Here is a 23,247-nt window from a genome sequence, read left to right on the forward strand (position 1 = left end):
CCTTCAGCCGGCCGTGCGCGACCAGAGCCGCCGTCCGATAATGGGGTCAAACCGCTGGAGATGCGGGATCTTGCTTGATGATAGCTCGCGGACTCAGAGCTTCTGTTTGGCCGCGGTGATTTCGACGAACTCGGCGTCGGGATGGCTGACGATGGTGGCGACCCAGATGCCGCTGATGATCAGCGACCAGGCAGTGTTCCAATAGATCCAAAACACGAGCCAGCCTCCATCGGCGCTATGTTGGGCACTATCTTGACTTGGTCGGCGGCGGAGCACGATCGGTTTGGCCGCTGTGGCGCTTTGCCACGACGTCCTCATCGCGCTCGCCCAGGTTCGGGCGGGGCGGCGACTTGGGGAGGCCGGCCTGACCGCCATGCTTGCCGCCCATGTCGGGCTTACCTTCAAGATCGTTTTCACGGGGCATGCGGGTTCAATGCGCTGGCGCGGCTTTGGTTCGCATGGTGCCCGCCAATTTGGCCGCGGACGATCGCATGGGATGGCGCACCTTGCGGTGCACGACGGAATGCCAGGGACGTCCACGCGGCCACCGATACGATTTCGGCATCGATCAAATGGCCAAGCTGAAATCCTATTCGACCGGCAAGAAGCCGAACTGGGTGGAGTTCGTGACCCTGCCGTGAGCTGGGCGCCCCACGGCCTACGTAAACATCCGTAACGTAAACATCCGTAATTTCGGAAAGCGCGCCTTGCCGTCATATCAACGGCTATGGACCGTCATATTGTCTTCAAATGCCCGCAGACGGGCATGAACGTGCAGCATCGGCTCAGCAACGAGCCGACCGACCGCACGCATGAGTCGGTGTCCTGTCCGGCCTGCACGCGGCTGCATCTGATCGACCGGGCCAGCGGCAAGCCGCTGGGCGAGCGCCGCGGCTGAAGGCGGTTACCGCCCTCTCGTGACTTGCGCCGTGACGTCCTCGACGTGGTGCAGCAGGTAGAGCAGACAACCCGCCGGGTCGTGGATCGGCGAGTTGATCGGCTGCCAGTGACGCTCGATAAAAATCCCGCCGGGATCGCGGATGTCGTAGCGCTGGATCGCCATGGCGTGCGCCTGCCCCGTCTCGGCCACGATCCTCAAGCTGCCGTAGAGATTGCTGACGCCATCGGCGAGCGGGTCGTCGGGATTGTCAGGGAATATCTCGAACAGCGACCGGCCGACGATTTCGGTCCGGTCGGTCAAGGTCGCCGCGGCATAGGCATCGTTGATGTCGACGATCAACAGGCCCGGCCCCGGGTCCAGCAGCATGTAGGGATGCGGCGAGGCATCGAATTCGGGCTGGAATTGCCGCCGGATCATGTCGGCGTCACCGTGCTGCCGCCGCCGCTGTTCGAGCGGCGTCGCATCGGCGCCTGACGCCGCCGAACTCAGCAACGCCAATTGGCGCTGGGCCGATGCCAGCAGCCCCCGCACCGTGTTCTGGACCGTCGGATCGGTCGCTTCATGGAGCAGCCGCTCGAAATGAGCGATATTCTGCTCGCAGACGAACCGTTGCATCCCATTTCAACCATGAGCTGTGCGGCGACGATGCCGCGTCCTTCTGATCCTAATCCCATACAGGCGGCTCTCGCATGTGAGAAGACCGTGATAGTCGCACTTTGGAAGTAGGGCCGAGCGCGCGCCCGCCCGGCAAAAAGGCGAACCTGTTCTCCAATCCTGCGACTAATCAAGGACTTGCTGCGACGGCCCGGGCGGCACGGCCGCCTTTTTGGAGACAACGCTGCCGTAGTCCGCGACCCTGCCATCTGCTATCGATTGGAAGCATAGAACCCGTGGAATTTCCGATGCGTCATTTGCCCCGTGCCGTTGTTCGAAGCCTGTGTCCGGCAGCCGTCGCCGGCGTGCTGGCCCTCGGTTCATGTCCGGCCATAGCCGCCGATGACGAGGCGCCCAAGGGGCCGGCGGTCACGGTGCTGAAAGTCGCAAAATCCTGCTTCTCCGACATCGTCGAGGCCACCGGCACGATCATCGCGCGGGAGGAGACCTCGGTGCGGCCCGAGCGTCCGGGCCTGAAGGTCACGGACGTGCTGGCGGAAGCCGGCGACACCACCACCGCCGGCCAGGTGCTGGCGCGGCTGGCGCTGCCCGAGGGCGGCACGCTGCAGGTCACCGCACCCGTGGCGGGCGTGATCGCGACATCGACCGCCCAGATCGGCAATTTCGCCTCGGCCAAGGGCGAGGCGCTGTTCACGATCGTGGCGCGCAGCGAATACGATCTCGTCGGCCTCGTCGCGACCTCCGACGTGCGCAAGCTCGCCGTCAATCAGCCGGCGACGGTGCGGATCTCAGGCAGCGGCGACATCGACGGCAAGGTGCGCCGTATCGGCGCGACCATCGAGCCCAACATCCAGCAGGGCATGGTCTATATCGGCATCTCATCGCAGAAGCGGCTGCTGCTGAAGGCGAGCGGGCGCGCGCTGATCAAGACCGGGCAGAGCTGCAACGTCGCGGTGCCGCTGACATCAGTGCAATATTCCTCCGCCGGCACCGTGGTGCAGGTGATCCGCCGCAACCGCGTCGAGACCAAGCGTGTCGAGGTCGGCTTGATGTCGGGCGGCAACATCGAGATTCGCGACGGCCTCAACGAAGGCGATGTCGTCGTCGCCCGCGCCGGCGCGCTGCTGCGTGAAGGCGATCCCGTGCGTCCGGTGATGGCGAGCGCGGAAGCGGCGAAGTAGCAGCACGATCTCGCAAGATTTCTCGTGTCCCGGACGCGCTGCAGCGTGTAACGCTGCTGCGCAGAGCCGGGACCCATCTCGTCACAAACGACCGTCCAAAAAAACTGGACCCCGGCTCAGCGTCGCATCATTGCATGATGCGCCGCGTCCGGGGCACGAGACGTTGCAAGCTCTCTTGAAAATCTAGCCGCCGGCTTCGCCGAAACGGACGTCTTCGAGCAGCGAGGAGGAGACGGTCGGGACCTGGTCGCCTTCGCTGGCGCGGGAGATGGCGAGGCGGGTCTTGTTGAAGACGCTTTCGGCGCTGCCCTTGGCATTGAGGTTGCTCAGGAACTCGCTGACCAGCACGCTGTGCTCGCCCTTGCCGTCGTCGACGACCTTGCCGGGCGAGGCCGAGGAGAGGATCAGCGCATTGTCGGACGCGCTGATCGGCGCGAGACCGTGGCTGTAGGAGCGGAAGCGGCGCTCGTAGGGGTTACGGCGGGAGGCGTCGACGACGACGAGCTTGGCCTTGGCGCCCTGCTCCTTCATCATCTCGAGCACGCCGTCGATCGAGACGCCCTGGCGGCGGACGTCGCTTTCCTTCCAGATCGCGGCGTCGACCGGCAGCATGTAGCTCTCGCGGCCGGCCTGCACGCCGTAGCCGCCGAAGAACAGCATGACGACGCTGTCGCGCTTGATCCGGGACTTCAGGCGGTTCACGGCGCGGACCATGTCGTCCCGGGTCGCGTCTTCCACCATGTCGACGTCGAAGCCGTCCTTGCGCAGGGACGAGCACAGCGCGCGGGCGTCGTTGATCGACTGCGTCAGCGGCGCGCTGGCGTCGGGATAATGTCCATTGCCGATGACCAGCGCGAGGCGCGAGGACTGGCCGATCGGGCCGGTGATCTGGTCGGTCGAGACGGCCTTGGCGGCATCGATCGCACGCATGTTGAGAGCAGCATGGGCGCCGATCACCAGCGAGACCGTGCCAATCAGGGCCGCGGCCACCGCGATGGTGCGTCGGGAAAGGTCGAGCTGCTTTACATTCATCTCGGTTCGTTTCCTGTGCCAAAGACCAGCCAAGCGCGCGCACACTGTTTGAGTAGCGCGATAGCGTCTTTAGGTTTGAGGGATTGGCCGGGGATGTGCCCCCGAATTGCGCGCAATTTGCGGCGCCGCACCAAACAAACCTTTAACCGGATATAGGGGGCCCGGCAACAGATTGCTCAATATTTCAGCTAAGACACTGAAGATACTTGATAATTCCGCTGCCTCAATGTCTGCATTTTCTGCTCTCCCCGTACCCTTCCGGGTCCGATCATGCAGCCTTCGTGCCGGCTTCTTCCGTGACTCTCATCACATTTGTTTTTCCTGCGAATCCGGGTAGCCTTTTCAACGACTTGCAGGGGGTGGCGCGCGGCTGGGAGCGCGCTGGCCGGCCCCTGGCCGAACCCCGCCAAAGTCCCCGCGACCGAGTACTTCATGAGCTTTCATTATTTTGCCGGCGCCGCCTGCCGGGCGCTGCTGGCGCCGAAGGACGGCCCCTCGCTTTACGACGTCTGCGATCCCGTCCTCTCGGGCCCGGCCGGCGGCGATCCGCATCTCGCCAAATTCTACAAGACCGCGCTCGGCAATCCCGCGCTGCGGGTGCTGCTGCGGCGGGCCGGGCTGCCCGAGCTGCGCGACGAGGCCAGGCTGACGGCGCTGCGCGAGGCGCTGGTGCGCGCCCGCGACGAGGCCGAGCCGGACTGGGCGGCGGTCGGCCAGCCGGTCGCCGATCTCGTCGACAGCATCGCGCTCGACCATCCCAAGCCGCCGCCGGCAATGCTCACCGGCGCCGCGCCGCCGCAAGCGCAGATCGACGCGGTGATCCGCGACTGCGCGCAGCATCTGCTCGGCTCCTACCGCAAGAACGGCTTCCTGCCGACCTATGCCGCCTTCAACCTGATCGGCGATCCCGATTTCCGCGGCCGCGAGCTGATCATGGCGCTCACGGGTCTCAACGCCCGCGGCTACAAGAATTCCTCGCTGCTGTTCAACCTCGCCCGCGTCTTCATCGCGCGCTCGAAGGCCGCAGCCGTCGTCAATCCGCCCTGGCGGGGAATCGCCGAGCCGATGTGGGAGCCGGTGCAGATCCGGCACCGCTCGGCCTATTACGATGCGTTCTTCATCGAGGCGCTGCTGAGCTACGGCGAGAGCGGCCTCGCCTCGCCGGCCGACAAGGTCGCGGCACAGCGCGCCATCGCCGACATGGTGGATTTCTGCATCAACATCAGCCGCGAAGAGGTCGAGGGTATCGACGGCGCGCGCTTCAACGTCGTCACCGCGCTGGCGCCGGCGCCGCATCCGCGCTTCTCGCGCTACTTCGCGCAGATCAAGCAGGATCTCGGTTTCGGCGTCTACGTGCCGGATTGCGACACCACGGCGTGCTCGATCTCGGCAGCGACGCAGGCCGGCTGCCTTGATCCGATCATCGACCAGCCGCTGCTCGACTTCTATGCCGGCTACCAGGTGCGCGCCGGAATCAACGCACCGCGCGTGACCGTGCCGCTCAACGACAACATCGATTACGAGGGCGGGGTCGCGACCTGGATCGACAACCTCGCGGGCGAGCGGCCCTACGGCAACGATCTCGATCCGACGCTCAATCTCGACATTCTCGAGGTGAGCTTTCGCAACCTGACGCGCTGGAAAGTGCTGGAGACGCCGTCGCGGCTTGCCACGGTGCATCGCATCATCGGCTTCCAGAAGCGGCTCGCCGCGAGCGGCGCCTTCGCCAATCCGCGTTCCCACATCTATTACCTGCCGGAACTCTACAGCGCCTATTTCGGCCGCTGCTATGCGGCCTTCCTGGCGCTGTCGCCGGCGGCGCGCGCCGCGATCGATCCCGGCGGCGATTTCGACTTCATCCGCCACCGCGTGCTGTCCTACGTCAAGAGCGAGCTGATGGCCGCGGAGATGAACGCGTTCGACGCCGCGCTGGCGCTGATCGCGCTCGGCCATCTCGGCGCCGCCCCGCGCGACTTCGCGCCGGCGCTGAACGTCATCGTCGGTGCCGTCGGCGAAGGCGGCCGCCGCGGCCCGTTCCGCGCCTATGAGTGGAACAAGATGAAGACGCCGACGCGGATCCTGGTGGGCGGGCCGGAGGTGACGTCGGCCTTCGTGCTGATGGGGCTGGCGCTGGCGAAGCGGGCGATGGTGCGGGGGTGAGATGGTTTCTCTTACCCTCCCCTGGAGGGGGAGGGTCGATCGCGCGCAGCGCGAGCGGGGTGGGGTGACCTCTCAACACGGGCAGCGTTTGCGTGGAGAGATCACCCCACCCCGTCACGCAATCTCGCTTCGCTCGATCACGTGCCGACCCTCCCCCTCCAGGGGAGGGTAAACAAGCCATCGCGCAATGACGGGAAGTTGAAAGCTCATCGTCAGGCATAAGCTGGCCGGCAGGCCAAAAGCCGACCACAATTGCGCGTTCTATCGAGATTTTCATCACACCCGGACCGGCATGTTGCGAAAATCCCTGATTGCGCTGGCTTTCCTCGCCCCCTCGCTCGCGCACGCCGCCGACATCACCGGCACGGCGAAGGTTCGCGCCGGCGACGCCGTGGTGATCGGCAACACGCGGATCCGGCTCGGCGGCATCGACGCGCCCGCGATCGACCAGCTCTGCCTCAACACCAAGACCGAGCGCTGGACCTGCGGGATTGCGGCGCGCGACGAGCTCGCCAAGCATGCCGACGGCAAGACCTGGGTCTGCCACACGAGGTCGATCGACCGGCGCGGCCGCACCGTGGCGCGCTGCGAGGTCGGCGGCGAGGACATCCAGAAATGGCTGGTGCGCAGCGGCTGGGCGCTGGCCTACACCCGCATGTCCCATGATTACGAAGCGGACGAAAAGGCCGCGCGTGAGGCCAAGGCCGGGATGTGGCAGGGCGCCTTCATCGCGCCCTGGGACTGGCGCGTCCGCAACAAGAAGACCGTGATCCTGGGTGCCACCAAGCCGCCCGACGGGGCGCATGCGGTGCTGCTCGCCTCGGCCTCGGGCCCCGTCGCCCCCTCCCCGGATTGCACCATCAAAGGCAACGTCAACAGCGCCGGCGAGTGCATCTTCCACCGGCCGACCAGCCGCTGGTACACCCAGATCAAGATGAAGATCAGCAAGGGCACCCGCTGGTTCTGCTCGGTCGAGGAGGCCGAAGCCGCCGGCTGCCGCGAGACCAAGCGATAACCAGACCTGCGTTTTACGTGCTTTTCTCGATCCCGGGCCGCGCGTAAAACGTGATTCAGCAACCCACCAATCTGTTCTCTGGCAACAAGGACCGACAGCAATGACCGTTCGCGCGGGCCGGGAGTTTCTGGCCATCCCCGGGCCCACCACGATGCCCGACGAGGTGCTGCGGGCGATGCACCGTCCGGCGATCGACATCTATTCCAAGGAGATGCTCGACCTGACCGAGAGCCTGCTCGGCGACATCTCGAAATTGTTCGCGACCAAGGGTAAGTCCTACATCTACATCGCCAACGGTCACGGCGCCTGGGAGGCGGCGCTCAGCAACGTGCTGTCGCGCGGCGACAAGGTGCTGGTGCTGGAGAGCGGCCGTTTCGCGATCGGCTGGGGCAATGCGGCGGCGCTGATGGGCGCCGAGGTCGAGGTGCTCAAGGGCGACTGGCGCCGCGCGGTGCGGCCGCACGAGGTCGAGGAGCGCCTGCGCCGCGACAAGGAGCACAGCATCAAGGCCGTCGTCGTGGTCCAGGTCGACACCGCCTCGGGCGTGCAGAACGACATCGAGGCGATCGGCAAGGCGATCAAGGCGAGCGGCCATCCCGCGCTGTACATGGTCGACACCGTGGCCTCGCTCGGCTGCATGCCGTTCGAGATGGACAAATGGGGCATCGACGTTGCGATGTCCGGCTCGCAGAAGGGCCTGATGACGCCGCCCGGCCTCGGCTTCGTCGCCGCCAATGCGCGCGCGCTCGAGGTGCACAAGAAGGCCAACATGTCGACGCCCTATTGGAGCTGGAGCGAGCGCGAGGGCACCGAGAATTATCGCAAATATGCCGGTACCGCGCCGGTGCATCTGTTGTTCGCCTTGCGCCGTGCGATCGACCTGCTGCACGAGGAAGGGCTCGAGAACGCCTTCCGCCGCCACAGCCTGCTCGGCGAAGCCGCGCGCCGCGCCGTTGCCGTCTGGGCGGAAGGCCAGGTGCTCGGCTTCAACGTCGCCGAAGCCAGCGAGCGCTCCAACACCGTGACCACGGTGACCATGAGCAACGGCTACGACCCCGCGGTGCTGCAACGCTATTGTAAGGACAAGTGCGGCGTGGTGCTCGGCACCGGCATCGGCGACCTCTCCGGCCAGGCCTTCCGCATCGCCCATATGGGCCACGTCAATGCGCCGATGCTGCTCGGCACGCTCGGCGTGATCGAGGTCGGCCTCAACGCGCTGAAGATCCCGCACGGCAAGGGCGGGATGGAGGCGGCGGTATCGTATCTCGGCGACGAGGTGGCGGCGTAGGGCGGAGCCACAATCACGGCTGTCGTCCCGGACAAGCGGAGCGCTGGCAACGCGCAGCGTTGTCAGCGTGGAGCGCAGATCCGGGACCCATAGCCACAGGAAGTGGTTTGGCGAAGACTCGGAGTTGCCGGCGCGCGCGACAACTTCTCCCTGGGGTTATGGGTCCCGGATCTGCGCTTCGCTTGTCCGGGACGACAGCGGAGTGCTTGGCTACTACTGTGGCACACGATACGCCTCGACCTGCGCCTTCAGCTCATCCAACGAGGAAAGGGGCGCCTTCGCATCGACGCGATAGGCCCCGCTCGCCAGCCACCTCAGCACCATGGCGTCCACCACCGGCGAATGGTGGATGACGTCGCCGTAATTGTCGAGGTCGTGCGTCACCTCCTTGATCGCGCGGAAATCGTGCAGGCGCACATTGGGGAGCTGCGCCAGGCGCCGCGCGATGACGGCGGTGAGATCGGTGACGGTCTTCAGCGTGGCGGGCGAGGCCTCGCGCATCGCGACGAATTGCAGGATCGAATAGGGCGGGAAGTAGATGTCGAAGGTGACGTCGGGGTGACGCGCGATCAGGCCGACGGCATCCTGCTCGAAATGCCGGACCATGACCTCGTAATCGTAGCCTTCGCCGAGGAAACGGCTGCGCGTGGGATTGGTGATGTAGGTGAAGGCCGCGAGCGTCTTCTTCGCATTGTACTCGCGCGCGACGTCGAAATCCCGCGGCAGCGCGTAGATGTCGTCAACGTCAGGCAGCGCGAATTTCACGGGCAGGAACGGCGCCGCCCGGGTCAGCGGCGGCCGCAATGGCGGAACCGAGCGCAGCAGCGCGAACAGGGATTCCTTCGCCATCGCGGCGCTGAAAAGATAGGACGCAATCCCTTTCGCCGTCCCGCGGTAGAGATCGACGGAGAGATACGGATCGGATTCGATGTCGGCGGCATCGATGAAGATGAAATCGTCCATCTCCCAGATCACGCGCCTGGCGCCGCGCCCGATCGCCTGCTCCAGCACGAAACCCTGCTGGCGCGAGTTGGAGCCGGTCATCGCCAGCTTCAGCGAATGCACGCCGAGCGCGCGGTCGATGTCGCTCTGGCGGAAATGGATCGCGAGCGAGGTGCCCATGAAGGCCGTGTCGAACGACTGGCTGCGGATCAGCCCGGCATTCTGCACGCGGGTGTCGTCGGAATAGAAGGCGAGGCGCGAAGGGCGGAACAACTGCAGGGGATCGACGGCATAGGTGAGCAGCGCGGCGCCCAGCACGCACACGATGCTCGCGAGCAGCAGACGCACCAGATGTGTGAAAGCCCCGCGCATCAGAACCGGAAATAGATGAATTCGCTGTGGCTCTGGATGCCCAGGATCCCAAACGCCAGCACCAGCGACGCCGCGTAGAGGACCAGCGGCCGCATCCGCCCTGCCCGCAAGGCTTCGCCGACCCTGCGGCCTTCGTGATCGTATCCCATCAGCGTTTGCGTGTTCGGTGCCAGCCACACCAGCGCGGCGTAGATGACGACCATCACCAGCGCCGCGATCTCCTCGCGGCCGAACACGATATTCGAGGGGTCGGCCATGGCCTGGAGCACGCGCAGCGCCCATTCCACACCCGCGGCACGGAAGAACACCCAGGCGACCACGACAGCGAGGAACGTCAGCGCAGCGCCTGCGATGCGAGCGGGGCGTGCAAGCAGCGGCGGAACGTTCGGCACCAAGGCATTGAAGGCATGATTGATGCAGAGATAGGCCCCATGCAGCGCGCCCCAAATGACGAAAGTCCAGGCCGCGCCGTGCCAGAGCCCGCCAAGCAGCATCGTGATCATCAGGTTGACGTAGCGCAGCACGCGCCCCCTGCGATTGCCGCCGAGCGGGATGTAGAGATAGTCGCGCAAAAATTGTGACAGTGTCATGTGCCAGCGGCGCCAGAACTCGACGATGCTGGTGGCCTTGTAAGGCGAGTTGAAGTTTACGGGCAGGAAGATGCCGAACATCAGCGAGATCCCGATCGCCATGTCGGAATAGCCGGAGAAGTCGAAATAGAGCTGGAACGTGTAGGCGAGCGCACCCAGCCAGGCCTGGTCGAAGCTCGGCGAGCGCGCCTCGAAGGCGAGCGCGACCAGCGGCTGGATGCCGTCGGCAAGACAGGTCTTCTTGAACAGGCCGATCGCGAAGATGATGGCGCCGCATAACATGAGGTGCCCGTCCGGGCGCTTGGTCTCCTCCCGTTCGAACTGCGGGATCATGTCCTTGTGGTGGAGGATGGGCCCGGCGATCAGATGTGGGAAGTAAGTCACGAACAGCGTGTAATGCGGCAGCGCGTAGGCCGCGACCCGGCCGCGATAGGCGTCGACCAGGAACGCGATCTGCGTGAACGTGTAGAAGGAGATGCCGACCGGCAGCAGGATGTGGACCGCGACATGCGTGCCGAGCAGCGCGTTGACGTTCTCGGTGACGAAACCGGCATATTTGAAGATGCCGAGCACGATGAGATCGCCGGCGACGCCAAGCGCGAGCACCGCCTTTCGTCGCGACGGGACGAGCTCCGACACGATCAGCAGATGGCCGACGCCGTAATTGAAGGCGATCGACAGCAGCAACAGGGCCACGAACTGCCAGTTGCCGATGGCGTAGAAGGCGAGCGAGGCCAGTGCCAGCCAGATCACCGGCATGAGATTGCTGCGCCGCCCGAGCCAGAAATAGCCCGCCAGCACGAGGGGCAGGAACAGCAGGATGAACGGGTAGGAATTGAACAGCATCAGGCTGGACCGGCGGCGTGGATATGGTCCGTAAAGCATACAGGGGGCCGATCAACAACCCGGCGATCTCTAGCCGGCGTGGTGGCAATTCGGGTGCCGGTCGCCATATGATGGGCGACCAGCCGCCTTTTACCGTCATTGCCGGGCTTGACCCGGCAATCCATCGCCAAAGATTTCGTCCTTTGATGGATGCGCGGGTCAAACCCGCGCATGACGAGATGAATTTCAGTGACACGAACGAGGACCGAGTGACCCAAACCAAGATGCCTTCCCAGCCCCCCGTCGCCCCGCGCCGGCCGCATTCCTTCACGCGGCACGGGATCACCGTGAGCGACGACTACGCCTGGTTGAAGGACGCGAAATGGCAGGAGGTGCTGCGCGATCCCGCCGTGCTCGACCCTGATATCCGCAACTATCTGGTTGAAGAGAACGGCTACACCGAGAGCCTGCTCGGCCATACCGCGGGCTTGCAGAAGACGCTGGTGCGCGAGATGCGCGGACGGATCAAGGAGGACGATTCCAGCGTGCCGTCGCCGGATGGTCCGTTCGCCTATTTCCGCCGGTTTCGCGAGGGCGGGCAGCACGAGCTGTTCGGCCGCATGCCGCGCGAGGGCGGCGACGGCGAGATCGTGCTCGACGGCGACGCGCTCGCCAAGGATCACGCCTATTTCAAGTTCGGCGGCAGCCGCCATTCGAACGATCATAAGCTGCAGGCCTGGAGCGCGGACACCAAAGGCTCGGAATATTTCTCCATCCGCGTGCGCGACTGGGCGACCGGAAGCGATCTGGATGATCTTGTAGAAGAGACCGATGGCGGCGTGGTCTGGACCGCTGACTGCAAAAGCTTCTTCTACGTGAGGCTCGACGACAATCACCGGCCGATGCAGGTCTGGCGCCACAGGCTCGGCACCAAGCAGGCCGACGACATTCTGGTCTATGAAGAGCAGGATGCCGGCTGGTTCACCCATCTGCACGAGAGCACCAGCGGCCGATTCTGCGTGATCGCGGGCGGCGACCACGAGACCAGCGAGCAGCGGCTGATCGATCTTGCAAACCCCGAGGCGCCGCCGCGCCTGGTGGCCGCGCGCGAGGAAGGCGTGCAATATTCGTTGGCCGACCGCGGCGACCAGCTGTTCATCCTCACCAATGCCGACGACGCCATCGACTTCAAGATCGTCACTGCGCCGCTTGGCTCGCCCGAGCGCAAGAACTGGCGCGACCTGATCCCGCATCGGCCCGGGATCTACATCATCGACCTCGATCTCTATGCCGGCCATCTGGTGCGGCTGGAGCGCGCCAATGCGCTGCCGTCGATCGTGATCCGCGATCTCAATACAAGCGAGGAGCACGCCATCGCCTTCGACGAGGCCGCCTATTCGCTGGATACGATGGGCTCCTACGAATTCGAGACGACCAATCTGCGCTTTGCCTATTCGTCGATGACGACGCCGTCGGAGGTCTACGACTACGACATGGTCAAGCGCACGCGCGTCTTGCGCAAGCGCCAAGAGATTCCCTCGGGCCACAACGCCGGAGACTACGTCACCACGCGCATCCTGGCGAAGGCGCACGATGGCGCCGAGGTGCCGGTCTCGATCCTGTATCGCCGCGGGCTGAAGCTCGACGGCACCGCGCCGCTCTTGCTTTACGGCTACGGCTCTTACGGCATGGCTATGCCCGCGTCCTTCAACGCCAATCGCCTGTCGCTGGTCGACCGCGGCTTCGTCTACGCCATCGCACATATCCGCGGCGGCGCCGACAAGGGCTGGGGCTGGTACCTCGACGGCAAGCGCGAGAAGAAGACCAACAGCTTTGACGATTTCGCGGCCAGCGCCCGTGCCCTGATCGATGCCAAATACACCAGCGCCAAGCGCATCATTGGCCATGGCGGCTCGGCCGGCGGCATGCTGATGGGCGCGGTCGCCAACCGCGCCGGCGAATTGTTCGCCGGCATCGTCGCCGAGGTGCCGTTCGTGGACGTGCTCAACACCATGCTCGACGACACGCTGCCGCTGACGCCGCCGGAATGGCCGGAATGGGGCAATCCGATCGAGAGCGAGGAGGATTTCCGCACCATCCTGTCCTACTCGCCCTACGACAATGTCGCGGCGAAGGACTATCCGGCGATCCTGGCGATGGGCGGCCTGACCGATCCGCGCGTCACCTATTGGGAGCCCGCCAAATGGATCGCACGCCTGCGCGCCACCATGACCGGCGGCGGCCCGGTCCTGCTCCGCACCAACATGGGCGCCGGCCACGGCGGCGCGTCGGGACGTTTCGACCGGCTCGACGAGGTCGCGATCGTCTATGCGTTCGCGCTGTGGGCGGCAGGGATGGTGGAGGCGTAGTCTTCACCCTCGCCCCGCTTGCGCGGGAGAGGCGAAGAGACTACCGCCCGTTCTTCTTCCGCCACTCCGCGAAGTCGGTGAGCGTCTGCGGGTCTGTCGCGGGATAGAGGCCGAAGATGCCGCGGCCCTTGCCGACCTCCTCGGTGACGAAATCCTCGAACGCGGTCATCTCGAAGGTCTCGTTCGCGATCTCGTCGGCAAGATGCGCGGGGATGACGATGACGCCGTCGGCATCGCCGAGGATGACGTCGCCGGGAAACACCGGCGCGTCGCCGCAGCCGATGGGGACGTTGATCTCGATCGCCTGGTGCAGCGTGAGGTTGGTCGGCGCGCTGGGGCGATGGTGATAGGCGGGGATGCCGAGCCTGGCGATCTCGGCGGAATCGCGAAACCCGCCGTCGGTGACGACGCCGGCGACGCCGCGCTTCATCAATCGCGTGACCAGGATCGCGCCCGCCGACGCCGCCCGCGCGTCCTTGCGACTGTCCATCACCAGCACCGCACCCGGCGGGCAATCTTCCACCGCCTTGCGCTGCGGGTGCGAGCGATCCTTGAAGACGTCGATGGTGTTGAGGTCCTCGCGCGCCGGCATGTAGCGCAGCGTGAAGGCCTCGCCGACCATGGTCGGCTGGCCCGGGCCGACAGGATGCACGTCCTGGATCATCTGGATGCGCAGGCCGCGCTTGAACAAGGCGGTGGCGACCGTGGCGGTGGAGACGGATTTGAGCTTGTTGCGGGTGGCTTCGGAAAGTTTGGTCATGGGGTTCTCTCTCGTTCGTCATTCCGGGGCGATGCGTCAGCATCGAACCCGGAATCTCGAGGTTCCGGGTTCGCTTCGCGCCCCGGAACGACCGAAACTAATAAATCGACGGCTCGCCGATCGGCGCGCCGAAATCGGTCTCGAGGAAATCGAAGTCGCAGCCGTCATTGGCCTGCTTGATGTGCCTGGTGAACATCCAGCCATAGCCGCGCTCGAAGCGGCGCTCGGGCTGCTTCCAGGCTGCGCGGCGCTTTGCGAGCTCGGCTTCGGGGACGTCGAGATTGATGGTGCGGGCGGCGACGTCCAGCGTGATGCGGTCGCCGTTCTGCACCAGGGCAAGCGGGCCGCCGATGTAGGATTCCGGCGAAACGTGCAGGATGCAGGCGCCGTAGCTGGTGCCGCTCATGCGCGCATCCGAGATGCGCACCATGTCGCGTACGCCCTGCTTCACGAGCCTGGTCGGGATCGGCAGCATGCCCCATTCCGGCATGCCCGGCCCGCCCTGCGGCCCTGCATTGCGCAAGATGAGAATGTGGTCCTCGGTGACGTCGAGGTCGGGATCGTCGACCGCCTGCTTCATCGCGGGATAATCGTCGAACACCAGCGCCGGCCCGGTGTGCTTGAGGAAGCGCGGCGCGCAGGCGGAAGGCTTGATGACGCAGCCGTCGGGCGCGAGATTGCCCTTGAGCACGGCAAGCGCGCCTTCCTTGTAGATGGGATCGTCGATGGAGCGGATCACGTCGGCATTGTGCACCTCCGCGCCCTCGATGTTCTCACCCAGCGTCTTGCCGGTGACCGTGATGCAGTCGAGATGCAGATGCGGCTTGATCTGGCCCATCAGCCCCGGCAGGCCGCCGGCATAGAAGAAGTCCTCCATCAGGTAGGTGTCGCCGCTCGGCCGGACGTTGGCGATGACGGGCACCTTGCGGCTGGCGATCTCGAAATCGTCGAGCCCGATGTCCTGGCCGGCGCGGCGGGCCTGCGCGATCAGGTGGATGATCGCGTTGGTCGAGCAGCCCATCGCCATCGCCACCGCGATCGCGTTCTCGAACGCCTTGCGGGTCTGGATCGTCTTCGGCGTCAGGTCTTCCCACACCATCTCGACGATGCGGCGGCCGCATTCACTGGCCATGCGGATGTGGTTGGCATCCGCTGCGGGAATCGAAGAGGCGCCCGGCAGCGTCATGCCGATCGCTTCCGCGATCGCCGTCATGGTCGAGGCGGTGCCCATGGTCATGCAGGTGCCGTAGCTGCGGGCGATGCCGGCCTCGATGTCGAGCCAGTCCTTGTCGGAGATCTTTCCGGCCCGGCGCTCGTCCCAATACTTCCAGCCGTCGGAGCCGGAGCCGAGCGTCTTGCCCTTCCAATTGCCGCGCAGCATCGGGCCGGCCGGCAGATAGATCGCCGGGATGTTCATCGAGGTGGCCCCCAGCAGCAGCGCCGGCGTGGTCTTGTCGCAGCCGCCCATCAGCACCACGCCGTCGACGGGATGGCTGCGCAGCAGCTCCTCGGCGTCCATCGCCAGCAGGTTGCGGTAGAGCATGGTGGTGGGCTTGAGCAGCGATTCCGACAGCGACAGCGCCGGCAGCTCCAGCGGCAGGCCGCCGGCCATCAGGATACCGCGCTTGACGTCATCGACGCGCGACTTGAAGTGCATGTGGCAGGGCTGCGCGTCCGACCAGGTGTTGAGGATCGCGATAATTGGCCGGTCCTTCCACTCCTCCGGCGCGTAGCCCATCTGCATGGCGCGGGAGCGGTGGCCGAACGAGCGCAGATCGTCGGGTGCGAACCAGCGCGCGCTGCGGAGCTGATCGGGTGTTTTCTTCTTGGTCATTTTTTCCTCTGCGAATTCGCCCGCTCTTCCCACATGCCGCTCACTCCTCGCAAGTGGTCGGATGCGCCAGGCTCAGCCTTCCGCTATGCACGAAAACGTGCATATCTTGCGATACGAAGCAACAGCCGCCGACCGGGAGCGTCATCGCGCGAAGTGCTTGCAGGCCGGGCGGAATCCGCGCAACAATTTCATCTTTGATGGTTTGATTTGCGCCGATGGGAATGTCCCGTCCGGCGCGGAGGAATTTAGACGTGGCCAACATCCTGATCGTGGATGACGACCCGGCCGTTCAGATCACGATCCGGCTGCTCCTGGAGAGGGCCGGTCATCAGGTCACCCTCGCCGGCGATGGCCGCAAGGCGCTGGCGCTGTTCGAGGCCGGGCGGTTCGATCTGCTGTTCCTCGACATCTTCATGCCTGGCATGGATGGGCTGGAGACGATGCGTCACATCCGGGCGTTGGCCCCGGCCATTCCCATCATCGTCATTTCCGGCCGTTCGGCCGCGCCGGATGCCTATGCGGAACCCGATTTCCTCAATATGGCGACCAAGCTTGGCGCGGTGGCAAGCCTGCAGAAGCCATTCCGGCCCGGCGCACTGCTTGCCGCAGTCGATGGCTGTCTGAAGGCGGGCGAGCCGGAGGGGTCCGATGTCAGCTCCGGCCGCCGATAACGAGGCCTCCTCTGCTTCAGGCCGGAGCGGCCGCGATCATCCGGGAAGTCCTGCGCGCGTTCCCATGACACTCGCCACGCGGCTGGCCGTCGCCATGATCCTGCTGGTGGCGGTCACCGTGGCCGCGGTCGGCTGGCTGGGCTATCGCAACACCACGCAAGCGGTCATTCCGCGGGTCCTGGAACGGGTCGAGGCCCAGTCGCGCCTGCTGGCGGCCAATCTGGAATCCTACGTTTCCGGAGCGCGCGGCGACCTGATCGGCTATCGCGCCGCCGCGGCGATCCAGGGCCTCATCCGCGCTCACACCGGCGGCGGCACCGATCCGGCCGACGGCGTCTCGGAGCAAATCTGGCGCGAGCGTATCGCCACGCGGCTCGCGGCCGAGATCGAGGCCAAACCCATCTATGGGCAGTTTCGGATCATCGGCATCGATAACGACCAGCGCGAGCTCGTCCGTGTCGATCGCTCCGGACCGAACGGAACCGCCCGGATCGCCCCGGACAACGAGCTGGAGAGCAAGAGCGACCGACCGTACTTTCAGCAAACGATCCGGCTGCCGTCTGGCGAGATCTATGTGTCACCCGTCGATCTCGCCACCCGCCAAGGGGGCACCACGACTCCTCACATCCCGACTCTCCGGGTGGGGACGTCGCTATTCGCACCGGACGGCAAGCCGTTCGGCATCATCGTCGCCAATATCGACATGCGGCCGGCCCTCGACCAGGTCCGCGCGACGGCGGCCTCGGGAGGAGAGATCTACGTCGTGAATTCGCACGGCGACTATCTCGTTCATCCCGATCGCGCGCGCGAATTGGGCAAATTGCGCGACCGTCCCGGCGACTGGCGCAAGGACTTCCCTTACTTCGCGGCTCTGACGGGCACGCAGGACGTATCCACACGGCTCATGACCGATGGGGCGGGCCGGCCCAGCGGCGCGGCCATTGCCCCTGCGCTGCTTGCCGGCAAGGAATGGGTCGCCGTCATCGAGACAATTCCCGCGCCCGTGTTCGGCCTCGTACCGGCAGCGATCCAGAAGACGTCCCTGCTGGTCGGCATATTGGCCGTCGTCGCCGCGGCCGTACTGGCGGTGCTGCTGGCGCGCTCGCTCACGCGTCCGATCGGCCGCTTGACCGCGGCAGTCCAGGCCATCGGCAGCGGGCGTCCGGCGGACATCCCCGTCGATGCCGGCGGCGAGACGGGCGTGCTGGCGCGGGCCTTCGCGCAGATGGTCGAGGAAACCCGGGTGAAGACCGCCGCGCTCGAACGCGAGATCGAGGAGCATCGCCGCACCGAGGCCGCGCGCAGCCATCACGCGGCGCGCGAGCGCCTGTTCAGCGCCGCGATCGAATCCTCCGACGACGCGATCGTGATGCAGACCCTCGATGCCGTCATCACCGGCTGGAATCCGGCCGCCGAGCGTCTGTACGGCTATTCGGCAGACGAGGCGATCGGCAAGCCGACGTCGATCATCGTGCCGGCGGACCGCCGCGAGCAGGGCAAGGACTATCTGGCGCGGATCGCGCGCGGCGAGCCGATCGAACGCTTCGAGACGGTGCGCCTGCGCAAGGACGGCACGCCGGTCGAAATCTCGCTCAGCCTGTCGCCGATCAAAGGGCCGTCGGGCGAGATCATCGGCGTCTCCGGGACCGCGCACAGCCTCACCGAGGCGCGGCGGGCCGAGCGGCAGCTCCAGCAGCAGCTCGAGGAGCGCCGGCAGATCTTCGACACCTCGCAGGATCTGATCATGATCATGGATGCCCGGGGCCATATCGCACAGATCAGTCCGAGCAGCGAGACCATCCTCGGCTATCGGCCGGAGGAGATGATCGGCCGCAGCGGCGCCGACTTCATTCATCCGGACTTTCTGGAGCGATCCCGCGCCGAGATGCGCGCGATGCGGCGGGGCGAGCGTCCCAAGATCGACGACACGCGCTGCTTCCACAAGAACGGACACGAGGTCTGGCTGTCCTGGCTCGGCAGCTGGTCCGAGCAGGCGCATCGCTTCTTCTTCGTGGGACGCGACATGACGGAAGCGCGGCTCGCGCAGGAATCGCTGCGCGAGAGCGAGCGGCTCGCCCGCAACATCATCGAGACCTCGCTCGACGCCTTCGTCCAGACCGACGAGACCGGCAGCATCCTGAACTGGAACTCGCAGGCCGAGCAGCTGTTCGGCTGGCGCCGCGAGGAAGTGCTCGGCAAGAGCACGATCGACCTCATCGTCGCCGAGAGCCAGCGCGAGCGGGTCAGGGCGGGTCTGACGCAGTTCCTGGCGAGCGAGAGCGGCAGGACGCTGAACCGGCGCCGCGAGCTGATGTGCTGCCGCCGCGACGGCAAGGAATTCAAGGCCGAGCTGAGCGTCACCGCGCTGAAGCGCCGCGAGGGCCTGCTGTTCAACATCTTCTACCGCGACCTCACCGACAAGATCGCCGCCGAGGAGCGCATCCGTCACGCCGAGAAGATGGAGGCGATCGGCCAGCTCACCGGCGGCGTGGCGCACGATTTCAACAACATCCTCACCGTCATCACCGGGACGATCGAGATCCTCGCGGAGGCCGTCGAGAAGGAGCCGCAGCTTGCGGCCATCACGAAGATGATCGACGAGGCGGCCGCGCGCGGCGCCGACCTGACCCAGCACCTGCTCGCCTTCGCGCGCAAGCAGCCGCTCCAGCCGCGCGAGATCGACATCAACGCGCTGGTGGTCGACACCGCGAAGCTGTTGCGGCCGACGCTGGGCGAGCAGATCCAGATCGAATCCGTGTTCGAGGACGAGAACTGCGTCGCGATCGTCGATCCCAACCAGCTCACCACCGCGATCCTCAACCTCGCGCTCAATGCCCGCGACGCGATGCCCGGCGGCGGCAAGCTGATTCTGGAGACCGGCGCCGCCTATCTCGACGAGGCCTACGCCAACGCGAACGACGTGTCGCCGGGGCACTACGTGTTGATCGCCGTGAGCGACACCGGCACCGGAATCCCGGCGAACCTGCTGACCAGGGTGTTCGATCCCTTCTTCACCTCGAAGGGGCCGGGCAAGGGCACCGGGCTCGGCCTGTCGATGGTCTACGGCTTCATCAAGCAGTCCGCGGGCCACATCAAGATCTACAGCGAGGAAAGCCACGGCACCACGATCAAGATGTACCTGCCGCCCGGCAAGACGCCGACGGCGGCCGGCGAGGGCGTGACGCCGGCAGCCATCGAGGGCGGGCACGAGACGATCCTGGTGGTCGAGGACGACAGGCTGGTGCGCGACTACGTGCTGGCGCAGCTGCATTCGCTGGGCTACGTCACCTTGCAGGCCGCCGACGCCGCGGAGGCGCTCGCGATCGTCGCCGCCGGAAAGCCGTTCGACCTTCTGTTCACCGACGTCATCATGCCCGGCAAGATGAACGGACGGCAGCTTGCCGACGAGCTGATGAAGACGCGGCCCGATCTCAAGGTGGTCTACACCTCGGGCTATACCGAGAACGCGATCATCCATCACGGCCGGCTCGATTCCGGCGTGATGCTGCTGGCCAAGCCCTATCGCAAATCGGATCTGGCGCGGATCATCCGCAAGGCGTTGAGCGGGTGAGGTTTGGGAGTCATTCCGGACGCGCGCAGCGCGATCCGGAATCTCGAGATTCCGGGTTCGATGCTCCGCATCGCCCCGGAATGACGAAAAAATATCCGCAATACAGCCAGCCTTTACGACGCGCGCTGGGCCGCGGTCATCACGATGCGGATCAGATCGGCGGCGTTGCGCGCGCCGAGCTTCTTCATGATGTTGGCGCGGTGATCCTCGATCGTGCGCGGGCTGATGCCGAGCGTGCGACCGGCTTCCTTGTTGGACGCGCCGGAAGCAAACTGCTCGAGCACCTCGCGCTCCCTGCGCGTCAGCGGCTCGCGTCCGGGGAAATGCAGCGAGCCGAATTTCGGCGAGGCGTTCTCCGCCTGCCTGCGGGCATAGGCGCCGATCGCCTCGTCGAGCCGGCCGACGATCTCGCTGCCGCGGAACGGCTTCTCGATGAAGTCGAGCGCGCCGCTCTTGATCGCGCCCACCGCCATCGTGATGTCGCCCTGTCCGGAGATCATGAAGATCGGCGCCGGATAATCCTCGCCGTGCAGCTCCTTCAGGATGTCGAGCCCCGACTTTCCGGGAATGTGCACGTCGAGCAGGATTGCAGCCGGCGTGCGGTTTCGTGCGACGGAGAGCAGCGCTGCGCCGTCCGCGAAACAGATCACCTCATAACCCGCCGCCTTCAACACCATCGACAGGGTGTCGCGAACGGCAGGGTCGTCGTCGACCACGAAGATTTCACCGCGAGAGGTTTGTTCGGCCATGTGCCACATCCGGTTGGCATGAAGGACTCGCGTCCGCGCCAACCGTTTATGGCGTTCGGCGCGGATTCGGCCCACCCGTATTTGTACGGGACATGCACTTAACGCACAAGTAGCGACAAGGTGCCTTATTGCGGGGGACGGAGAATATCCATGCTAAATTACGCTGGCACACCCCCGCTCGCCGCGATGGCTGACACCGACAGCCGTCAGTTGATCGCGGCCGAACTTCGCTCTCTCATCGCGCGCATCGACCTCAGTATGCGTCTGATCGACGCGGCCATGGAGGAAGAAGACGCCGGCGGTGTGTCGGGTTCCAGCGAGATTGTGGTGCTCGACGACGTGACGCCCCGTTATGCCACGGCCAGCGCCGCCCTCAACGCCTGCCGGGCTGAACTCGGCCAAGCCCTGCGACGGCTGTCGGAATTCAGCAACCCGACATAGAGCGCGATCGGCGCCGAACGCCGACCGCATGGCAGCTCCGCGAGCCCTAAGCGCGGTGCCGTTCCACGATCGCGTCGGTAGCGACACCGCCCCAGGTGTGGATCGCGGGAAGGCCCATGGCGATCTTGCCAAGATTGGCGAGGCTGATGCGCAGGGCCGCGAGGTCGAGCGGCTTCGGCAGGCTCTGGAGCTCGATCCCGACGGACCGGGCGAAGCTGCGAGCGGCGCTGCGGCGCTTGCCGTCCATGCCGCTGATGACGATCACGGCGCCGCCGAACTTCGCCGCTGCCATCTCGCGCAGCACGTCGATGCCGTCGCCATCCTCCAACACGAGATCCAGCGTCACGCAATCGAAACGGGCGGTGCGCAGCTTCGCGATCGCATTCGCCACGGACGGCGCCACGGTGACTTCGTGCCCGGCTTGGTTGGCGGCGACGGTGATCAGGCTGCGCTGCGTGGCGTCGTCATCGACCACCAGAAGCTGAAGCGCACGCCGTTCGGCGCCGTCGGGCAGGTTTGACGTCATGGGCGAAAGAGGACTTCTGGGCATTTCCGTATCCTGAGATTGAGACGGTCAACGGATACAATGTTCGCGCTGAGGCCACGTAAAGCTGCCGGCGCGAATTCGCTTCGAAATCTTCAGAAAGTGTGAAGCAAGAGATCGGAAAGGACGGTCACGGACGCGGGCGGATCACGCCGCGGCGTCATGGCCGCCGGCCGCGCCGCGCTTCTTCCTGTTCTTGCCGCGCAGGAACTGGATGTCCATTTCGGCGCCGTTGACGCGGACCAGCTCGCAGCGGCGATAGGCGAGGCCCGTGGACGACAGCAGCAGGAAGAACTCCTTCAGGTTCAACCCCTGGATCGAGCCTTCCACCGTGAGAATGGCGTCGGTGTCGGAGATCGCGTTGAGCTTGCAGTCGCGGCGCCAGGTGCCGTCGATGGCCATGATGCAGACATCATAGCCGCGACTGAAGGTCACGCGTTCGGTACCCTTGCCATCCTCGGCCATGTCTATCGTCCTGCCATGACCGCGAGGCGCGGCGCCGCGCCGGCGAGGACCGGCTTGGCGGCTGCGGCACGCGGATCGTTCGGCTTGTAGAGGCCGCGCCGGTCCGCGATCGGCCGGAACGTATCGGTCAGACCGACCACGGTTTCGGCCGCGCCCAGCACCAGGAAGCCATCGGGCTCGATCTGGCGCGCCAGCCGGTTGAAGATGTTGATCTTGGTGTCCTGGTCGAAATAGATCAGCACGTTGCGACAGAAGATGACGTCGAAAGTGCCGAGCTGGGAGAAGTCGTGCAGCAGGTTGAGCTGGCGATGCTGGATCATCGCCCGCAATTCGGGATTGACCTGCCAGGTCTCGCCGGTCTGCTTGAAGTATTTGACCAGCATCTGGATCGGCAGGCCGCGCTGCACCTCGAACTGGCTGTAAATTCCGGCCTTGGCCTTCTCCAGCACTTCCTGCGACAGATCGGTCGCGATGATCTCGATGCGCCAGCCGGTGAGGGCCGCGCCCATCTCCTTCAGGCACATCGCCAGCGAATAGGGCTCCTGCCCGGTCGAGCCGGCGGCACACCAGATCCGCACGCTGCGCTTGCCGGCACGCGCCTTGATGATCTCGGGCATGATGGTGTCGCGAAAATGATCGAACGGGACCTTGTCGCGGAAGAAGAAGGTCTCGTTGGTGGTCATGGCTTCGACCACGTCGGTGATCAGCTGACGCGAGCCGCCTTGCAGCTTCTGCACCAGCTCGGCGATGCCGGAGAGTCCGGCCTTGCGGGCCAGCGGCAGCAGGCGGCTTTCGATCAGATATTGCTTGTCTGCGGACAGGTCGAGACCGGAATTGTCCTTCAGGAACTTACGCAGGTACTCATACTCGGTCGGGGTCACTGGTAGCCTCTTCGAAGCTGTACTGGAACATTCTGACCAGA

General features: G+C 65.4%; 21 protein-coding genes. 10 read left to right on the plus strand and 11 right to left on the minus strand.

What is annotated here, in order from left to right:
* Nucleotides 1-93: 93 nt before the first annotated feature.
* On the minus strand, nt 94-216 hold the full coding sequence (locus K410_RS41240) for a hypothetical protein (RefSeq protein WP_257178809.1): 123 nt from the start codon (nt 214-216) through the stop codon (nt 94-96).
* Between the two features lie 275 nt (nt 217-491).
* On the opposite strand from K410_RS41240, the gene K410_RS0101505 reads away from it, so the two are divergent.
* Both K410_RS0101505 and K410_RS41245 read left to right on the plus strand, forming a co-directional pair.
* Nucleotides 492-641 carry a hypothetical protein gene (locus K410_RS0101505; RefSeq protein WP_155253189.1) on the plus strand — a complete coding sequence of 50 codons (150 nt, stop codon included), beginning with the start codon at nt 492-494 and terminating at the stop codon, nt 639-641.
* 125 nt (nt 642-766) lie between these two features.
* Nucleotides 767-898 (plus strand): hypothetical protein, encoded by a 132-nt coding sequence (locus tag K410_RS41245; protein ID WP_257180939.1) that lies wholly within the window; start codon nt 767-769, stop codon nt 896-898.
* Nucleotides 899-904: 6 nt separating this feature from the next.
* On the opposite strand, the gene K410_RS0101515 is transcribed toward K410_RS41245, so the two are convergent.
* Nucleotides 905-1,516: a PAS domain-containing protein gene (locus tag K410_RS0101515; protein ID WP_028133194.1), complete on the minus strand. Its 612-nt coding sequence runs from the start codon at nt 1,514-1,516 to the stop codon at nt 905-907.
* A 287-nt stretch (nt 1,517-1,803) separates the two neighbouring features.
* Between K410_RS0101515 and K410_RS0101520 the strand changes: the two genes are divergently transcribed.
* A complete protein-coding gene (locus tag K410_RS0101520; RefSeq protein ID WP_028133195.1) occupies nt 1,804-2,697 on the plus strand; it encodes an efflux RND transporter periplasmic adaptor subunit in 894 nt (297 codons plus the stop codon).
* 183 nt (nt 2,698-2,880) lie between these two features.
* Here K410_RS0101520 and K410_RS0101525 read toward each other — a convergent pair whose 3' ends face one another.
* On the minus strand, nt 2,881-3,729 hold the full coding sequence (locus tag K410_RS0101525) for a caspase family protein (RefSeq protein WP_028133196.1): 849 nt from the start codon (nt 3,727-3,729) through the stop codon (nt 2,881-2,883).
* A 432-nt stretch (nt 3,730-4,161) separates the two neighbouring features.
* Between K410_RS0101525 and K410_RS0101530 the strand changes: the two genes are divergently transcribed.
* The 3 genes from K410_RS0101530 (at nt 4,162) to K410_RS0101540 (ending at nt 8,192) form a co-directional block, all read left to right on the plus strand.
* On the plus strand, nt 4,162-5,889 hold the full coding sequence (locus K410_RS0101530; RefSeq protein ID WP_028133197.1) for a hypothetical protein: 1,728 nt from the start codon (nt 4,162-4,164) through the stop codon (nt 5,887-5,889).
* 292 nt (nt 5,890-6,181) lie between these two features.
* Nucleotides 6,182-6,904 (plus strand): thermonuclease family protein, encoded by a 723-nt coding sequence (locus K410_RS0101535; RefSeq protein WP_028133198.1) that lies wholly within the window; start codon nt 6,182-6,184, stop codon nt 6,902-6,904.
* A gap of 100 nt (nt 6,905-7,004) precedes the next feature.
* Nucleotides 7,005-8,192: a pyridoxal-phosphate-dependent aminotransferase family protein gene (locus tag K410_RS0101540; RefSeq protein ID WP_028133199.1), complete on the plus strand. Its 1,188-nt coding sequence runs from the start codon at nt 7,005-7,007 to the stop codon at nt 8,190-8,192.
* A 213-nt stretch (nt 8,193-8,405) separates the two neighbouring features.
* Here the strand turns inward: K410_RS0101540 and K410_RS0101545 are convergent, their stop codons facing one another.
* Nucleotides 8,406-9,506, minus strand: a complete 1,101-nt coding sequence (locus K410_RS0101545) for a beta/alpha barrel domain-containing protein (RefSeq protein WP_028133200.1) — start codon at nt 9,504-9,506, stop codon at nt 8,406-8,408.
* Nucleotides 9,506-10,942, minus strand: a complete 1,437-nt coding sequence (locus tag K410_RS0101550) for an MBOAT family O-acyltransferase (RefSeq protein ID WP_028133201.1) — start codon at nt 10,940-10,942, stop codon at nt 9,506-9,508. The genes K410_RS0101545 and K410_RS0101550 overlap by 1 nt, the downstream gene beginning before the upstream one ends.
* A 248-nt stretch (nt 10,943-11,190) precedes the next feature.
* Here K410_RS0101550 and K410_RS0101555 point away from each other — a divergent pair, with 248 nt between their 5' ends.
* A complete protein-coding gene (locus K410_RS0101555; protein WP_028133202.1) occupies nt 11,191-13,290 on the plus strand; it encodes a S9 family peptidase in 2,100 nt (699 codons plus the stop codon).
* A gap of 40 nt (nt 13,291-13,330) precedes the next feature.
* Here the strand turns inward: K410_RS0101555 and K410_RS0101560 are convergent, their stop codons facing one another.
* Nucleotides 13,331-14,050 (minus strand): ribonuclease activity regulator RraA, encoded by a 720-nt coding sequence (locus K410_RS0101560; RefSeq protein ID WP_028133203.1) that lies wholly within the window; start codon nt 14,048-14,050, stop codon nt 13,331-13,333.
* A gap of 97 nt (nt 14,051-14,147) precedes the next feature.
* Nucleotides 14,148-15,884, minus strand: coding sequence for an L-arabinonate dehydratase (gene araD, locus K410_RS0101565; RefSeq protein WP_028133204.1), 1,737 nt, complete (start codon nt 15,882-15,884; stop codon nt 14,148-14,150).
* Between the two features lie 251 nt (nt 15,885-16,135).
* Here araD and K410_RS0101570 point away from each other — a divergent pair, with 251 nt between their 5' ends.
* Nucleotides 16,136-16,555 carry a response regulator gene (locus K410_RS0101570; protein WP_028133205.1) on the plus strand — a complete coding sequence of 140 codons (420 nt, stop codon included), beginning with the start codon at nt 16,136-16,138 and terminating at the stop codon, nt 16,553-16,555.
* Nucleotides 16,533-20,126: a PAS domain S-box protein gene (locus tag K410_RS0101575; protein ID WP_028133206.1), complete on the plus strand. Its 3,594-nt coding sequence runs from the start codon at nt 16,533-16,535 to the stop codon at nt 20,124-20,126. Before K410_RS0101570 ends, K410_RS0101575 begins: the two co-directional genes overlap by 23 nt.
* Nucleotides 20,127-20,239: 113 nt before the next feature.
* On the opposite strand, the gene K410_RS0101580 is transcribed toward K410_RS0101575, so the two are convergent.
* Nucleotides 20,240-20,875 carry a response regulator transcription factor gene (locus tag K410_RS0101580; RefSeq protein WP_028133207.1) on the minus strand — a complete coding sequence of 212 codons (636 nt, stop codon included), beginning with the start codon at nt 20,873-20,875 and terminating at the stop codon, nt 20,240-20,242.
* 150 nt (nt 20,876-21,025) lie between these two features.
* Between K410_RS0101580 and K410_RS0101585 the strand changes: the two genes are divergently transcribed.
* The gene (locus K410_RS0101585) at nt 21,026-21,316 is read left to right on the plus strand and encodes a hypothetical protein (protein ID WP_028133208.1); all 291 of its coding nucleotides are present in this window, start codon (nt 21,026-21,028) and stop codon (nt 21,314-21,316) included.
* Between the two features lie 46 nt (nt 21,317-21,362).
* Here K410_RS0101585 and K410_RS0101590 read toward each other — a convergent pair whose 3' ends face one another.
* The 3 genes from K410_RS0101590 to K410_RS0101600 form a co-directional block, all read right to left on the minus strand.
* Nucleotides 21,363-21,866, minus strand: a complete 504-nt coding sequence (locus K410_RS0101590; RefSeq protein WP_028133209.1) for a response regulator — start codon at nt 21,864-21,866, stop codon at nt 21,363-21,365.
* A gap of 141 nt (nt 21,867-22,007) precedes the next feature.
* Entirely contained in the window at nt 22,008-22,325 is a 318-nt protein-coding gene (locus K410_RS0101595) for a hypothetical protein (RefSeq protein ID WP_027563592.1), read from the minus strand.
* Nucleotides 22,326-22,327: 2 nt separating this feature from the next.
* On the minus strand, nt 22,328-23,206 hold the full coding sequence (locus tag K410_RS0101600; protein ID WP_028133210.1) for a CheR family methyltransferase: 879 nt from the start codon (nt 23,204-23,206) through the stop codon (nt 22,328-22,330).
* Nucleotides 23,207-23,247 lie beyond the last annotated feature (41 nt).

Source organism: Bradyrhizobium sp. 22 (assembly GCF_000482425.1).
GTDB lineage: Bacteria > Pseudomonadota > Alphaproteobacteria > Rhizobiales > Xanthobacteraceae > Bradyrhizobium > Bradyrhizobium japonicum_B.

Coding starts and splice junctions, on each gene's coding strand:
- K410_RS0101535 (WP_028133198.1), top strand. CDS start 6,182: ATGTTGCGAAAATCCCTGATTGCGCTGGCTTTCCTCGCCCCCTCGCTC.
- K410_RS0101545 (WP_028133200.1), bottom strand. CDS start 9,506: ATGCGCGGGGCTTTCACACATCTGGTGCGTCTGCTGCTCGCGAGCATC.
- K410_RS0101585 (WP_028133208.1), top strand. CDS start 21,026: ATGCTAAATTACGCTGGCACACCCCCGCTCGCCGCGATGGCTGACACC.
- K410_RS0101525 (WP_028133196.1), bottom strand. CDS start 3,729: ATGAATGTAAAGCAGCTCGACCTTTCCCGACGCACCATCGCGGTGGCC.
- araD (WP_028133204.1), bottom strand. CDS start 15,884: ATGACCAAGAAGAAAACACCCGATCAGCTCCGCAGCGCGCGCTGGTTC.
- K410_RS0101540 (WP_028133199.1), top strand. CDS start 7,005: ATGACCGTTCGCGCGGGCCGGGAGTTTCTGGCCATCCCCGGGCCCACC.
- K410_RS0101575 (WP_028133206.1), top strand. CDS start 16,533: ATGTCAGCTCCGGCCGCCGATAACGAGGCCTCCTCTGCTTCAGGCCGG.
- K410_RS0101530 (WP_028133197.1), top strand. CDS start 4,162: ATGAGCTTTCATTATTTTGCCGGCGCCGCCTGCCGGGCGCTGCTGGCG.
- K410_RS0101595 (WP_027563592.1), bottom strand. CDS start 22,325: ATGGCCGAGGATGGCAAGGGTACCGAACGCGTGACCTTCAGTCGCGGC.
- K410_RS0101520 (WP_028133195.1), top strand. CDS start 1,804: ATGCGTCATTTGCCCCGTGCCGTTGTTCGAAGCCTGTGTCCGGCAGCC.
- K410_RS0101590 (WP_028133209.1), bottom strand. CDS start 21,866: ATGCCCAGAAGTCCTCTTTCGCCCATGACGTCAAACCTGCCCGACGGC.
- K410_RS0101560 (WP_028133203.1), bottom strand. CDS start 14,050: ATGACCAAACTTTCCGAAGCCACCCGCAACAAGCTCAAATCCGTCTCC.
- K410_RS0101505 (WP_155253189.1), top strand. CDS start 492: ATGGGATGGCGCACCTTGCGGTGCACGACGGAATGCCAGGGACGTCCA.
- K410_RS0101580 (WP_028133207.1), bottom strand. CDS start 20,875: ATGGCCGAACAAACCTCTCGCGGTGAAATCTTCGTGGTCGACGACGAC.
- K410_RS0101515 (WP_028133194.1), bottom strand. CDS start 1,516: ATGCAACGGTTCGTCTGCGAGCAGAATATCGCTCATTTCGAGCGGCTG.
- K410_RS0101550 (WP_028133201.1), bottom strand. CDS start 10,942: ATGCTGTTCAATTCCTACCCGTTCATCCTGCTGTTCCTGCCCCTCGTG.
- K410_RS41245 (WP_257180939.1), top strand. CDS start 767: ATGAACGTGCAGCATCGGCTCAGCAACGAGCCGACCGACCGCACGCAT.